This is a genomic window from Vibrio sp. 11-4(1) (genome assembly GCF_013048625.1).
GTDB lineage: Bacteria > Pseudomonadota > Gammaproteobacteria > Enterobacterales > Vibrionaceae > Vibrio > Vibrio diabolicus.
On sequence record NZ_VHSY01000002.1, the window covers coordinates 545376 to 559075 of the forward strand.

The 13700-nt window shown below is 45.3% G+C and carries 15 protein-coding genes; 2 read left to right on the forward strand and 13 right to left on the reverse strand.

The features are described from left to right. Positions 1-11: 11 nt before the first annotated feature. From tolA to aspS, 13 genes are all read right to left on the reverse strand, one after another. The gene (gene tolA / locus FKN16_RS05845) at positions 12-1079 is read right to left on the reverse strand and encodes a cell envelope integrity protein TolA (RefSeq protein ID WP_053807177.1); all 1068 of its coding nucleotides are present in this window, start codon (positions 1077-1079) and stop codon (positions 12-14) included. A gap of 13 nt (positions 1080-1092) precedes the next feature. Further along, positions 1093-1536, reverse strand: coding sequence for an ExbD/TolR family protein (locus FKN16_RS05850; RefSeq protein WP_005378298.1), 444 nt, complete (start codon positions 1534-1536; stop codon positions 1093-1095). Between the two features lie 3 nt (positions 1537-1539). Further along, positions 1540-2238 carry a protein TolQ gene (tolQ, locus tag FKN16_RS05855; RefSeq protein ID WP_005378301.1) on the reverse strand — a complete coding sequence of 233 codons (699 nt, stop codon included), beginning with the start codon at positions 2236-2238 and terminating at the stop codon, positions 1540-1542. After that, positions 2228-2647, reverse strand: coding sequence for a tol-pal system-associated acyl-CoA thioesterase (gene ybgC, locus FKN16_RS05860; RefSeq protein WP_012841975.1), 420 nt, complete (start codon positions 2645-2647; stop codon positions 2228-2230). Before ybgC ends, tolQ begins: the two co-directional genes overlap by 11 nt. 172 nt (positions 2648-2819) lie before the next feature. After that, positions 2820-3122, reverse strand: coding sequence for a cyd operon protein YbgE (gene ybgE, locus FKN16_RS05865; protein ID WP_031780163.1), 303 nt, complete (start codon positions 3120-3122; stop codon positions 2820-2822). After that, positions 3115-3222: a cytochrome bd-I oxidase subunit CydX gene (gene cydX / locus FKN16_RS05870; RefSeq protein WP_000270284.1), complete on the reverse strand. Its 108-nt coding sequence runs from the start codon at positions 3220-3222 to the stop codon at positions 3115-3117. The genes ybgE and cydX overlap by 8 nt, the downstream gene beginning before the upstream one ends. 12 nt (positions 3223-3234) lie before the next feature. After that, on the reverse strand, positions 3235-4371 hold the full coding sequence (cydB, locus tag FKN16_RS05875; protein WP_170902266.1) for a cytochrome d ubiquinol oxidase subunit II: 1137 nt from the start codon (positions 4369-4371) through the stop codon (positions 3235-3237). Between the two features lie 17 nt (positions 4372-4388). Continuing rightward, the gene (gene cydA / locus FKN16_RS05880; protein WP_005378311.1) at positions 4389-5975 is read right to left on the reverse strand and encodes a cytochrome ubiquinol oxidase subunit I; all 1587 of its coding nucleotides are present in this window, start codon (positions 5973-5975) and stop codon (positions 4389-4391) included. A gap of 461 nt (positions 5976-6436) precedes the next feature. Then, positions 6437-7441: a Holliday junction branch migration DNA helicase RuvB gene (ruvB, locus tag FKN16_RS05885; RefSeq protein ID WP_031780162.1), complete on the reverse strand. Its 1005-nt coding sequence runs from the start codon at positions 7439-7441 to the stop codon at positions 6437-6439. Between the two features lie 286 nt (positions 7442-7727). Continuing rightward, positions 7728-8339, reverse strand: a complete 612-nt coding sequence (gene ruvA, locus FKN16_RS05890) for a Holliday junction branch migration protein RuvA (RefSeq protein ID WP_012841979.1) — start codon at positions 8337-8339, stop codon at positions 7728-7730. A 67-nt stretch (positions 8340-8406) separates the two neighbouring features. Continuing rightward, entirely contained in the window at positions 8407-8928 is a 522-nt protein-coding gene (gene ruvC, locus FKN16_RS05895) for a crossover junction endodeoxyribonuclease RuvC (RefSeq protein WP_012841980.1), read from the reverse strand. A gap of 91 nt (positions 8929-9019) precedes the next feature. Further along, on the reverse strand, positions 9020-9766 hold the full coding sequence (locus FKN16_RS05900) for a YebC/PmpR family DNA-binding transcriptional regulator (protein WP_012841981.1): 747 nt from the start codon (positions 9764-9766) through the stop codon (positions 9020-9022). A 142-nt stretch (positions 9767-9908) separates the two neighbouring features. Next, positions 9909-11687 (reverse strand): aspartate--tRNA ligase, encoded by a 1779-nt coding sequence (gene aspS / locus FKN16_RS05905; protein ID WP_170902268.1) that lies wholly within the window; start codon positions 11685-11687, stop codon positions 9909-9911. Between the two features lie 306 nt (positions 11688-11993). On the opposite strand from aspS, the gene FKN16_RS05910 reads away from it, so the two are divergent. Both FKN16_RS05910 and cmoA read left to right on the forward strand, forming a co-directional pair. Next, a complete protein-coding gene (locus FKN16_RS05910; protein WP_249370517.1) occupies positions 11994-12827 on the forward strand; it encodes a DUF72 domain-containing protein in 834 nt (277 codons plus the stop codon). A gap of 93 nt (positions 12828-12920) precedes the next feature. After that, the gene (gene cmoA / locus FKN16_RS05915; protein ID WP_048626189.1) at positions 12921-13658 is read left to right on the forward strand and encodes a carboxy-S-adenosyl-L-methionine synthase CmoA; all 738 of its coding nucleotides are present in this window, start codon (positions 12921-12923) and stop codon (positions 13656-13658) included. The last annotated feature ends 42 nt before the right edge of the window (positions 13659-13700 follow it).

Consider the following 13700-nt stretch of genomic DNA (forward strand, 5'->3'; position numbering starts at 1 on the left):
TCTTATTCCTTTTAGTCCAAAGCAACAGTTATGTTGATGTCTTTTAGTCTTTCGTTTACCGCAGCTTCTGAAGATTTAGGGAACGTCCCTACCTGAGCTATCGCTCGCTTCGCCGCTGCACATACTCGAGTATCGCCACTCAAAACGGTAACACCAGAGACCATCATATCAGTTCCTGTCGGAATCAATTTGATGTTTACCCTACACTCCTTTCCCAGCAAGTAGTCATCCTTAATCAACTTTTGCTGAATATTTTGAGTATAGATGGATGACATTCGAGAAAGTTCATCGTCAATAAATTGATTTCGAGCAGCACTATTTTTACTAACCTCATCCTCAAGACCCGCAAAAATATCATCTAACGCGGCTTCTTGAGCTTTACGCTCACGCTCGGCACGCTCAGCTGCTTCTCTCGCTTTACGCTCTCGCTCTGCCGCCTCTTTTGCCGCTTTCTCTTTTGCAATGCGCTCTTGTTCAGCTTTTTCAGCAGCTTCACGCTCACGACGTGCTTTTTCTTCCGCTTCTTTTGCTGCCTTCTCACGAGCTAGACGTTCTTGCTCAGCTTTTGCTATAGCCGCTTCTTTCGCTAAACGCTCCTGCTCAGCTTTACGCACAGCTTCTTCTTTTGCCTTACGCTCTTTCTCTAGCTTAGCAGCTCGCTCTTTTTCTTTGCGAACGCGTTCTTCTTCCTGCTTGCGCTCTTGCTCTTTTTTCTTACGTGCAGCTTCTGCTTCTCGTGCCGCTTGAGCATCTTTCGCTTGCTGTTCTTTCAACTTGCGAATTTGCTCTTCTTCAGCTTTACGGTTTTTTTCTAGCTGCTCTGCTTCGCGTCTCAATTTATCAAGACGCTCTTGTTCTTTTTTTGCTGCCTTTTCGCGTTGCTGGCGAATTTCTTTCGCTTGTTGCTGCACAAGTTTTGGATCGATGACAACAGCTTGAACCATTTGCCCTGTAGGCTCTGGTTTAGACATGTTGAAGTCCGTCCCCCAAAGCAGGGCTGCAACGAGAATTGCATGCAAACCAACCGATATTGCTATCGGTTTGGCGTATTGGTTGGGCTTCTTCTTGTGATCTTTCATAGATAATTGATGTCTATTCCCTGATATCGGTCATTAGACCTACCTTAGGGATACCAGCTCGACTTAGTTCATCCAGTAATAGAACAACATCGGCATATGGTGTTGCCGCGTCGCCACCTACCGCAACTGGTGAATCTGGCTTAACCTCTCGCTCCGCTTTCACTCGCACAATAACATCTTGCAACGACAAACCTCGCTGAACTTCTTCATCGTTTACGCTTAGGCCTAAATTACCCTCGCTATCAATTTCGATGATGATAAAACTACTGTCAGTTTCGCCAGCAAGGTCTTGCATAGATTCAGCGGTCGATGTTTTCGGAAGATCAACATCGACGCCTTGAGTCACAAATGGAGCGGTCGCCATAAAAATGATCAACAGTACGAGCATTACGTCAATGTACGGAACAACGTTGATCTCCGCTGTCATTTTTCGCTTTTTAGGTTGATAACCCGCCATGCTTTATTCCTTATCCGCGCTGTCTCGGCCAGCCATCGCTTGACGATGAAGGATGCTGTGGAATTCTTCAGAAAATGTTGCGTAAGTGTGCTCTAGTTTGCTCACTTTATTGCTTAGGCGGTTGTAGGCCATTACAGCCGGGATAGCCGCAAATAGACCCATCGCTGTCGCGATCAATGCCTCGGCGATACCCGGTGCAACCATAGACAACGTAGCTTGCTTTACTTCACCCAGCGCAATAAAGGCGTGCATGATCCCCCAAACGGTACCAAATAGGCCGATGTAAGGACTGATAGAACCGACTGTCGCTAAGAACGGTAAGCTTGTTTCTAGTTCATCAACCTCACGAGAGACAGCAACGCGCATTGCGCGGCCAGTGCCTTCCATGATGTACGCTGGTGAGTTTGCGTTGCTCTTACGTAGACGAGCAAACTCCGTGAAACCTGCGTAAAAAATTTCTTCTGTGCCTTCAATTTCGTCTTTACGCGCTTTTACTTTTTGGTAAAGCTGAGAAAGATCAGTACCCGACCAGAATTTGTCTTCAAACTGCTCTGCATTCTTTGACGCTTGAGAAAGCACTTTGCTGCGCTTGATGATCATTGCCCATGACACAATTGACATGCCAAGCAACGTCAGCATCACAAGCTTTACCAACAGACTGGCCTGAAGAAAGAGATCTAAAATGGAAATATCAGCAGTCACTATTTGTTAGCTCCGAATTTATAAAGGTTGGAATAGCTATTGGTTTCATTTTCTTATTATCGATACATGCTACCTTAACAGAGGCCTTGCACAATATCTTGCCTTGATCATTGACCAACTCTTGACAGAATTGCAGGGAAGCACGTTTTATTTCTGACACTCGGGTTAATACTGTCAAATGCTCGTCCAGCCTTGCCCCTTGGTTGAAATCAATATCCATGTGTCGGACAACAAAGCCGATATTTTGTTCCAGTAACACATGTTGAGAAATGCCTTTGGCACGTAACATTTCTGTCCGCGCGCGCTCAAAGAATTTTAGATAATTAGAATGATATACAACGCCGCCCGCATCGGTGTCTTCATAGTACACGGTGATCGGCCAGCGAAAGAGATTTGATGTGCCTTGCAAGGGAGTCCCAATATATTCAATTCTTTAAAGTAATTACTATAACTGAAGCGACAGCAATTGGTACCGAGCTAAGGGAATATTTTTGAAATTTGTAGAAAAAATAAAAGCTAGGCGAAATACCTAGCTTTTATTCGATGATTTAGTAACCGACTTTATTACAGCGTATTTCAGCCTAAAAGAAATAAAGTACCGTTAAATAAATTAAGATAGCTAACGAAAAATAGGGACTAAACAAAACTTGCCAGTACCAGTTTCTCGGTTTGAAGCCCACACCGTAAACCATGCTTGAACATACAGACCAAATCAGTGCCGGTGCGATGATTGAGTTAAAACCACCAATCGCTTGATGATAAGCTTCAGGATCCCACATCACCAATCCTACGTGCATAAAGCCAAGGATGAGAGATAAGACTCTTAACAGAGTCTTATCCATCGGAGCGTGAAGTTGCGCTACCTTATCAGCGAGATTACTCACTGTCTTTGTCCATCATTTCTGAGTGCTCTAACCAAAGAGCGTTGATGATACCGAATGCACAAGCAAGTAGTACACCTAGAATCCATGCGAAATACCACATAGTAAATGCTCCTTAGTAAAGTGAGTTTTTGTTGTCTTCAATGTACTGATCATCAAGGCGACCAAACATCTTGTAGTAAGTCCAAGACGTGTAACCAAGGATGATTGGTACCATAACAAACGCAACGCCTGTCATTAGGTTCAGAGTCAGTTCAGATGACGTTGCATCCCACATTGTTAAGCTGTGGCTTGGCATTAAGTCTGAAGGCATGATGAATGGGAACATCGCAAAACCTGCAGTAAAGATAACGCCAGCAACACCCAGACTTGAAGTAATGAACGAAATCGCACATTTTTCAAGACGAGATGCCAATACGGCAAGAAGCGGCATTGCAACACCTAGTACAGGAGCAGCCCATAGTAGTGGGTAGTTTTCAAAATTCTTCATCCACGCACCAGCTTCACGGATTACCTCTTTGTTTAGAGGGTTAGAAGCTGCATTAGTGTCGATACCGCCAACAATGACGTAACCATCGATATTTTGGATCCAGAAACCAGCCGCTACAAACGCTGCAACCGTCAGTAAACCTGCCAACTGAGCAACGTTGCGAGCACGCATATGCACTTCGCCCGTTGTTTTCATTTGTAGCCAAGTCGAACCTTGCATCAAAATCATGAACAAGCTAACTAGGCCACACAGCAGTGCAAATGGGTTTAGAAGACCAAAGAATGAGCCATAGTATGTTGGCATCAAGAACTCACTCAATTGGAATGGTACACCCTGTAGTAGGTTGCCAAACGCTACACCAAAGATGATTGGTGGAACAAAACCACTGATTGAGATACAGATATCCCAGGTATTGCGCCATTTTGGATCTTCAATTTTAGAGCGGTAGTCTAGGCCCAGAGGACGAAGCCATAGCGCTGCTAGTGTCAAAATCATCGCTAAGTAGAAGCCTGAAAATGACGTTGCGTAAACCAAAGGCCAAGCTGCGAACAGTGCACCACCAGCAGTGATAAGCCAAACTTGGTTACCATCCCAGTGAGGGGCAATTGAGTTAATCATGACGCGACGTTGCGTGTCGTTTTTACCGATAATAGGTACAAGCGCGCCTACACCCATATCGAAACCGTCTGTTACTGCAAAACCAACTAGTAGAACACCGATTAGTACCCACCAGATGAGTCGCAAGATTTCGTAATCAAACATCTTGTTATCTCCTTACCTTACGCTTCTACTTGGCGACTAACTTTGTCTTCAACAGAGTCAGCATTTTGCTCGAAGTGGTAGCGACCCGTTTTCAGGCTACTTGGGCCTTTACGAGCGAATTTCAACATGAGGTAAACTTCTGCAATCAGGAATACCGTGTATAGCGCCAGAATTGCGAATAGTGAAGTCCAGATTTCGCCAGCAGTTAGTGCAGAAGCTGCAACGTGCACTGGTAAAATTTCACCAACAGCCCATGGCTGACGACCGTACTCAGCGACGAACCAACCCGCTTCAATCGCAATCCACGGTAGTGGGATGCTGAATAGTGCAGCTTTAAGAATCCATTGTTTCTGTTCGATCTTCTGACGACACGTTTGAATAAATGCCGCACCGAAAACGAATAGCATGATGAAACCACAAGCAACCATGATACGGAATGACCAGAATAGCGGCCATACTGTTGGGATTGAGTCATCCGCAGCAGCTTGGATTTGCTCTTCTGTCGCATCAACAACATTGTCTGTGTAGCGTTTTAGAAGTAGACCGTAACCTAGGTCACCCTTCACTTCATCAAACGCAGTCATGTTTTCTTCTGACTTGTCGCCCGCACGAAGCTTCTCAAGAAGTTCATAAGCGTACATACCGTCACGAATACGATCGACGTGCTCATCACGTAGGTCACGAAGACCTGTTACTTGCTCATCAAAAGAACGTGTCGCGATGATACCCATTACGTAAGGGATCTTGATTGCGTAATCTGTGTGCATGGTTTCTTGGTTAGGAACACCAAACAACGTAAACGCTGCTGGAGCTGGTTCTGTGTGCCACTCTGCTTCAATTGCAGCAAGCTTCACTTTTTGAACTTCACCAAGCTCGTAGCCAGATTCATCGCCAAGAACGATGGTAGATAAGATAGCCGCAATACCGAAAGAAGCAGCGATAGCAAATGAACGACGAGCAAACGCAATGTCACGACCTTTTAATAGGTAGTATGAACTGATGCCTAGAATAAACATTGCGCCACAAGTGTAACCAGAAGCAACCGTATGCACGAACTTAACCTGAGCAACTGGGTTTAGTACAACTTCAGAGAAGCTTACCATTTCCATTCGCATGGTTTCGAAGTTGAAGTCCGCGCCTACTGGGTTTTGCATCCAGCCGTTTGCGATAAGAATCCAAAGTGCAGAGAAGTTAGAGCCCAGCGCCACAAGCCAAGTAACCGCTAAGTGTTGACGTTTAGATAGACGATCCCACCCGAAGAAGAATAGACCAACAAAAGTTGACTCCAGGAAGAATGCGACAAGGGCTTCGATCGCTAGCGGCGCACCGAAGATGTCACCTACATAGTGGGAGTAGTAAGACCAGTTCGTACCAAACTGGAATTCCATGGTAAGGCCTGTCGCCACACCAAGTGCAAAGTTAATACCGAATAGCTTACCCCAGAACTTGGTCATGTCCTTGTAGATTTGCTTGTTCGTCATTACGTACATCGATTCCATAATGGCCAGAAGGAAGGCCATACCAAGGGTCAATGGTACGAATAGGAAGTGATACATCGCTGTCAGTGCAAACTGCAACCGCGATAGATCAACTACGTCAATCATGGTAACTCCTATGTGTCGGCTGAATGACACTCTCTACATATTGCAATCCATATTCAAGTGTTATTTACACTTGAAAAATGTTGAATTATCACAACTCATTGTTGCAAAAATGTGCTTCATTGGTTAGTTAATTGTTAAGCATCAGCTAATATAGCTAGGGCTAATATTACTTGTAAAAACAGATTGTTTCAAAAGGTTTATAGCCGGAATGCGCTTTGATATACATCAATGTTTATGCGCGGAATTTGCACAAAAATCCATCACATTGATCCAGATCAACCAGTATTAGATACGGATGTTAAGAGAGAGTAATCAGGAGAGAAATTAACCAGTTGCGAGCAAACATAGAGTTAACAATCAATGCTTTTTACTTACTAAACTGGTATGAGAAGAAATTCAAAAAATGTGAGTTTGGTCAACTTTAATGAAGCGCTGGGCAGCAAAGGCCCAGCGCGGGAATCTTATTTTTCAATTCCGAAATGCAAATACGCACGATCTGTCGCGATTCTTCCACGTGGAGTGCGTTGTAAATAACCTTGCTGAATAAGATAAGGCTCAAGAACGTCTTCGATAGTATCCTTTTCTTCACCAATCGCTGCCGCCATGTTATCGAGTCCTACCGGACCACCACCAAATTTCTCCATAATTGCGAGTAGCAGTTTGCGGTCCATATAATCGAAACCTTCGGCGTCCACATCAAGCATATTCAGCGCTTTGTCGGCAACCTCTGCACAAATGTGACCATTTCCTTTCACTTCCGCATAATCGCGAACACGACGTAGTAGACGGTTAGCAATACGTGGTGTGCCACGTGCACGTCTTGCCACTTCCAAGGCACCTTCAGGTTCCATTGACAAACCTAAACAATCCGCGCTGCGCTGCACAATATCTTGGAGGTCTTTTATCTTATAAAACTCAAGGCGCTGAGTAATACCAAAGCGGTCGCGCAATGGTGACGTTAAAGAGCCCGCTCGGGTCGTCGCACCAATTAACGTAAATGGTGGTAAATCGATCTTAATAGAACGAGCGGCCGGACCTTCACCGATCATAATATCCAGTTGATAATCTTCCATCGCCGGATACAGCACCTCTTCAACCATCGGGCTCAAGCGGTGAATCTCATCGATGAACAACACATCGTTTTCTTCTAGGTTAGTTAACAGCGCGGCCAAATCCCCTGCTTTCTCAAGTACAGGGCCCGAAGTGGTGCGAATGTTCACTTCCATTTCATTGGCAACGATATTCGCAAGTGTGGTTTTACCCAAACCTGGAGGACCAAAAATCAAAAGGTGATCAAGTGCTTCGCTACGTAACTGAGCAGCTTTAATGAAGATCTCCATTTGGTCACGGACATGGTCCTGACCTTGGTAATCCGCTAATTTTTTTGGTCGAATAGCACGGTCAATGACATCTTCATCACGAAAGGCAGGGTTTTCTGGCGCGATTAAACGATCGGCTTCAATCATCTTTTTACCTTGAAAAATGGTTACCTGAGAGAATAATGCCGCTCGTTTAACAGCAAGTGGCATATTTCTGTATCTCGTCATCCTGTACAGCGACGAAGGAGCGTGATACAGGATCTTCTATCCGAGCGGTTTATGGTCAAATTGTTTCATTAACCGCTCAGCGTGCTGCTATTAGATTCCCGATCTCGCTAGGCTCGCTGGAATGACACAAAAAATATCGTTAAGCGATTGGCATTAACCTTAGAGAATGAGTTATCTTGAACAAATGCTCACTGTGAAACCAGCGTTACACCATTGATTTTAGAGCTTCACGGATCATTTGCTCACTGCTCATGTCCGGTTTAGCGATCTGAGACACCACTTTCGACGCTTGAGTCGGCTTGTAACCCAAAGCTAGAAGCGCGCTAATTGCCTCTTCTTCCGCGTTGTTGGATGTCGCACCAGAATCCGCAGGAGCAGCATCCGTAAATGGTGTAAATAGATCGCCAGCGCCCCACCCTTTCAAGCGGTCTTTCATTTCAACAACCAATCGCTCTGCGGTTTTCTTGCCAACGCCTGGAAGCTTAACCAGCGTAGAAACGTCTTCATGTTCCACACAAGTAACAAATTGCGTTGCTGTCATACCAGAGAGAATACCAAGACCGAGTTTAGGACCAACGCCATTGGCTTTGATCACTTCACGGAAAAGTGCTCGTTCTTTTACTGTGTTGAAACCGTATAGCAATTGTGCATCTTCACGGACGACAAAGTGAGTATAAATAATGGCTTCTTCGCCAACATTTGGCAGCTCGTAAAAACAGCTCATTGGCATCTGGACTTCATAACCAATGCCATTAACTTCAATTAATACTTCAGGTGGTTGTTTTTCAATCAGTGTGCCACGAAGACGTCCAATCACTATAAATACTCTTTGGAAATGAATTTGCGACAGGATAATAAAGAACTGGATAGACATCCAGTTAATTTTATCGGTAGCGCCCTTTTCTGGCACTGGTTGCTTTGCCCGCTAAGGCAACGAGGGTTTTGTTCGTATTGGCATGACAAATCGCCACACCTAAAGCATCGGCTGCATCCGCTTGAGGCTTGGCGGGCAGTTTAAGCATCTGCTGAACCATATGCTGAACTTGCGCTTTGTCCGCACCACCAGTACCTACTACAGCTTGCTTAATAAGACGCGCGGCGTATTCGTATACCGGCAACTCTGCATTCACCGCAGCAACAATTGCACTGCCACGAGCCTGGCCAAGCTTTAATGCTGAATCCGCATTTTTAGCCATAAACACTTGCTCAATCGCAAATACGTCCGGTTGAAACTGGGTAATGATTTCCGTGACGCCAGCGTAAATCTGCTTAAGACGGCCCGGAAGTTCTTTTTCTGAAGTACGAATACAGCCACTACCAAGGTATTGCAAATGGCGTCCATTTTGACGAATGACCCCATAACCGGTAATGCGTGAACCTGGGTCAATGCCCAAAATAATTGACATGAATGTTCCTAAAAATGAGGCCGAATGCGACCTCAATTTCTTATTATCACTTTCTAATTTCGGAGCGAATACCGCTCACTGCACATTGAGTTTACTCTAGAGAGGCCGCAACGTCGTCAGAGATGTCACCGTTGTGATAAACCTCCTGAACATCGTCCAGATCTTCTAAAGCGTCAATCAAACGAAGCAGTTTTGGCGCAGTGTCCACATCCAGTTCTGCTTTCGTTGAAGGGATAAGCGACACTTCGGCGTTTTCCGCCTCAAAACCTGCAGCATCAAGGGCATCTTTTACGAGTCCAAAATCGCTTGGCGCGGTGTAAACATCAATCGAGCCATCTTCTGATGTTTCGATGTCATCAGCGCCACTTTCTAACGCCACTTCCATCACCACATCTTCATCTAAACCTGGGGCGTATGAGATCACGCCTTTCTTGTCGAAAAGATAGTTTACACTACCATCCGTACCCAGATTGCCTCCTGACTTCGAGAACGCATGGCGTACGCCAGATACTGTGCGATTTCGGTTATCCGTCATACATTCGACCATGACCGCAGTGCCACCCGGACCATAACCTTCATAGATTACGGTTTCCATATTGTCATCGCCTTCACCACCAGCACCTCGGCTGACAGCGCGGTTGACAGTGTCACGCGTCATGTTGTTAGACAACGCTTTATCAATTGCAGCTCGCAAACGTGGGTTATTTTCTGGCTCACCGCCTCCCTCTTTTGCCGCAACAACGATTTCACGGATTAATTTGGTAAAGATTTTGCCGCGCTTCGCATCTTGCGCTGCTTTACGGTGACGAATATTCGCCCATTTACTATGACCTGCCATAATTCACCTTTTAATGTATTTTGACGCTTAATAGCAAACATGAGCTAAAAAGCGTTGCTTGGGAAATTGCTTTGGAAGTTTCTTGGGTTTATTTAAACAAAAACTCCCGCAGTTGCGGGAGTTTTCTTCAAATGTTGTGCGCTTATTCTGCGTCTTTTTCTTTCGCTGCAGTCACTGCGATTGCTAGCTCTTCTAGCGCTGCTGGGTTCGCAATGCTTGGTGCGTCTGTTAGTAGACACGCCGCTGCTGTTGTTTTAGGGAACGCGATAACATCACGGATGTTCTCGGTACCACATAGCAGCATCACTAGACGGTCAAGACCGAATGCAAGACCAGCGTGTGGAGGCGTACCGAATTTCAGTGCATCAAGCAGGAAGCCGAACTTAAGCTGTTGCTCTTCAGGTGTGATGCCTAGAATATCAAATACGGCTTCTTGCATATCTGCGTTGTGGATACGGACAGAACCGCCGCCAACTTCGTAGCCATTTAGAACCATATCATAAGCGTTAGAGTTTGCCGCAGCTGGGTTCGCTTTTAGCTCTTCCGCAGTCACACCTAGAGGTGACGTGAATGGGTGGTGCATCGCGTGTAGGTTGCCTTCGTCATCTTCTTCGAACATTGGGAAGTCAACAACCCATAGTGGAGCCCATGCAGATTCGTCAGTTAGCTCTAGATCTTTACCTAGTTTCAAACGTAGCGCGCCCATTGCTTCTGCAACGATACCCGCTTTATCAGCGCCAAATAGGATGATATCGCCAGATTCCGCTTGAGTGCGATCTAGGATGCCGTTGATCACATCTTCGTTTAGGAACTTAGCTACTGGAGACTGGATACCTTCCATGCCTGCTGCACGGTCGTTAATCTTCATCCATGCTAGACCTTTCGCACCGTAGATACCAACGAATTCACCGTAGCCATCAATTTGCTTACGAGTCAAAGATGCACCACCTGGAACGCGAATAACGGCAACGCGACCTTTCTCATCGTTTGCTGGGCCAGAGAATACTTTGAACTCAACGTCTTTCATTAGGTCAGCAACGTCTACTAGCTCTAGTGGGTTACGTAGGTCTGGCTTGTCAGAACCGAAACGGCGAATCGCTTCGCTGAATGGCATTACTGGGAACTGGCCTAGGTCTACGTTTAGTAGCTCTTGCCACATATCGCGAACCATGTTTTCCGTCACTTCACGTACTTGCTCAGCCGTCATGAAAGACGTTTCGATATCGATTTGAGTGAATTCTGGTTGACGGTCAGCGCGTAAGTCTTCATCACGGAAACACTTAACGATTTGGTAGTAACGGTCAAAACCAGACATCATTAGCAGCTGTTTGAATAGCTGTGGAGACTGAGGAAGCGCGTAGAAGCTGCCTTTGTGAACACGGCTAGGTACTAGGTAGTCACGCGCACCTTCTGGTGTCGCTTTCGTTAGTACTGGAGTTTCAATGTCTAGGAAGCCGTTGTCATCTAGGAAACGACGAACAAAGCTAGACGCTTTAGCACGTAGCTTGATGCGATCACTCATTTCAGGACGACGTAGATCTAAGTAACGGTACTTCAGACGTTGCTCTTCAGAGTTCTTTTGGTTGAAGTCTAGAGGCAAAACGTCACTGCGGTTGATGATTTCAAGACCTGTCGCAAGGATCTCAACTTCACCTGTTGCCATGTCTTTGTTTGCTTGGCTTTCTGGACGAACGCGTACTTCACCCGTTAGTTTGATACAGAATTCATTACGAAGTGTGTTAGCCACTTCATACGCATCCGCCATATCTGGATCAACAACTACCTGAACGATACCTTCGCGATCTCGCATATCAATAAAAATAAGACCGCCTAAATCACGACGACGGTTAACCCAGCCGCAAAGTTCTACAGTTTGTCCTGCAAGGGACTTGTTCAGGTGACCACAGTAATGGGTACGCATAATGAAATTCCCAATCTCTCAAATGTTGTTAACTACGCTCTGTCAGCCTCATTGCCAAGCAGAGTAAAGATTCAGTTATACGCTGAATGTCCACGAAAATCGACTACTCAACATACAATTAAGTGTGTTTTATCATTCACTGGTGCTTTTTAGTACAACAAATGTTCAAAAGCGCACCAAAGCGAAAAAATTGGTGGGGATTATAGCGTGAAATTACCTATTTCAGCAAAACTCTCGTAAAGTATTCACACGAGTAGCAAGCAGTAAAGAATAATGGATAACTTACCTCTTCGACTTGGATTGACAATGTGGTCGCATAATCAATGGCAGCAAAGCTTTTACGGCAGCGGGACAAAGCCCGCTGAACGTTTAGAAAAGTATGCACAGGTGTTCCATACCGTAGAAGGCAACACGACATTTTATGCCACGCCGACGCTCAACACGGTGCAAAACTGGAGAGCAGCAACCCACGATGATTTTCGCTTTACTTTCAAACTTCCTAAAGCCATCACTCATGAGCAAATGCTAAGAGGTTGCAGCGAACAACTGAGAGACTTCATGAAAATCATGGAGCCGTTGCATGACCGTGTGGGGCAATGGACAATTCAATTGCCAGCCGCTTTTGGTCCTGAGCACCTTGATCGATTGAAAAAGTTCTGTGCGAGCTTTCCACCTAACTTCCCTCTTGGTGTTGAGGTTCGTCATATGGCATTTTTCTCCAAAGGTGAAGAAGAGCGAGCGCTTAACCAATGGTTAGTAGAAAATAACATTGACCGCATTATTATGGATAGCCGCCCTGTCTTTGCCGCTAAGCCAAACAATGAAGCGATCATTGATGCGCAAATGAAAAAACCAAGAGTACCAGTCCACGCCATTGCTACCGCTTCACACCCTTTGATTCGCTTTATTGGTCATCCAGAAGAACAGCAAAATTACGAGTTTTTTACACCATGGCTCAGCAAGTTGCCGCAATGGATTGCAGAAGGTAAACAGCCGTATGTCATGATCCATACTGCGGACAATATAATTGCGCCGGAGTTGGCAGCCAATCTGTATAAAGACATACAAAAGCGTATAACACTTCCTGACTTAGCCTCTTTCCCGGCTGACGATGGCAACTCGCAGTTGCAGATGTTCTAACGCAACACATGACAGAGGCGTGAAATTCCCATAAAATACGCGCCTTTTTTGGTGCCTGACGTTTTCAGGCGGCTTGTATGCAGAGACTTGGTTATGAACCCTAAGAGCAATCCAGATACTATTTTTTCGGCTCCAATCGATAAAATTGGGGATTTCACGTTCGATGAACGCGTAGCGGAAGTATTTCCTGACATGATTCAACGATCGGTGCCGGGTTACAGCAACATTATTTCTGCAATTGGTATGCTGGCAGAACGTTTTGTAAAACCTCACTCAAACATCTACGACCTAGGTTGCTCTTTGGGTGCTGCTACGCTGTCTATGCGTCGCCATATCAAACAAGAAGGCTGTAAGATCATTGCGGTCGACAATTCACCTGCAATGGTTGAGCGTTGCAAATTACATGTAAACGCGTACCGAAGCGATACTCCTGTAGATGTGGTTGAAGCGGATATTCGTAATATCGATATTGAAAACGCATCAGTTGTCGTACTGAACTTTACTCTGCAATTTCTTTCTCCAGACGATCGTTACGCCCTGCTTGAACGAATCTATGCAGGTCTGCGTCCAGGCGGAATTTTGATTTTGTCGGAGAAATTCGTCTTCGAAGATGAAGTGTCAAACGAGCTGTTAATTGACCTTCACCACGACTTTAAACGTGCAAATGGTTATAGCGAACTAGAAATCAGCCAAAAGCGCAGCGCGATAGAAAACGTAATGCGCCCAGATTCAAAGAAAGAGCATAAAGAGCGTTTCGCTAAAATTGGCTTTTCTAGCTACGATGTTTGGTTCCAATGCTTTAACTTTGGCTCTATGTTCGCAATTAAATAAACCTTGCATATATATGCCCTGAATCACGCCGATTTAGGCTGT

Bases quoted from the DNA above. Each gene is read 5' to 3' on its own strand.
- tolA (WP_053807177.1), bottom strand. From the start codon at position 1,079: ATGAAAGATCACAAGAAGAAGCCCAACCAATACGCCAAACCGATAGCA.
- FKN16_RS05850 (WP_005378298.1), bottom strand. From the start codon at position 1,536: ATGGCGGGTTATCAACCTAAAAAGCGAAAAATGACAGCGGAGATCAAC.
- cydX (WP_000270284.1), bottom strand. From the start codon at position 3,222: ATGTGGTATTTCGCATGGATTCTAGGTGTACTACTTGCTTGTGCATTC.
- cydB (WP_170902266.1), bottom strand. From the start codon at position 4,371: ATGTTTGATTACGAAATCTTGCGACTCATCTGGTGGGTACTAATCGGT.
- cydA (WP_005378311.1), bottom strand. From the start codon at position 5,975: ATGATTGACGTAGTTGATCTATCGCGGTTGCAGTTTGCACTGACAGCG.
- ruvB (WP_031780162.1), bottom strand. From the start codon at position 7,441: ATGATTGAAGCCGATCGTTTAATCGCGCCAGAAAACCCTGCCTTTCGT.
- ruvC (WP_012841980.1), bottom strand. From the start codon at position 8,928: ATGTCAATTATTTTGGGCATTGACCCAGGTTCACGCATTACCGGTTAT.
- FKN16_RS05900 (WP_012841981.1), bottom strand. From the start codon at position 9,766: ATGGCAGGTCATAGTAAATGGGCGAATATTCGTCACCGTAAAGCAGCG.
- aspS (WP_170902268.1), bottom strand. From the start codon at position 11,687: ATGCGTACCCATTACTGTGGTCACCTGAACAAGTCCCTTGCAGGACAA.
- FKN16_RS05910 (WP_249370517.1), top strand. From the start codon at position 11,994: ATGTGGTCGCATAATCAATGGCAGCAAAGCTTTTACGGCAGCGGGACA.
- cmoA (WP_048626189.1), top strand. From the start codon at position 12,921: ATGAACCCTAAGAGCAATCCAGATACTATTTTTTCGGCTCCAATCGAT.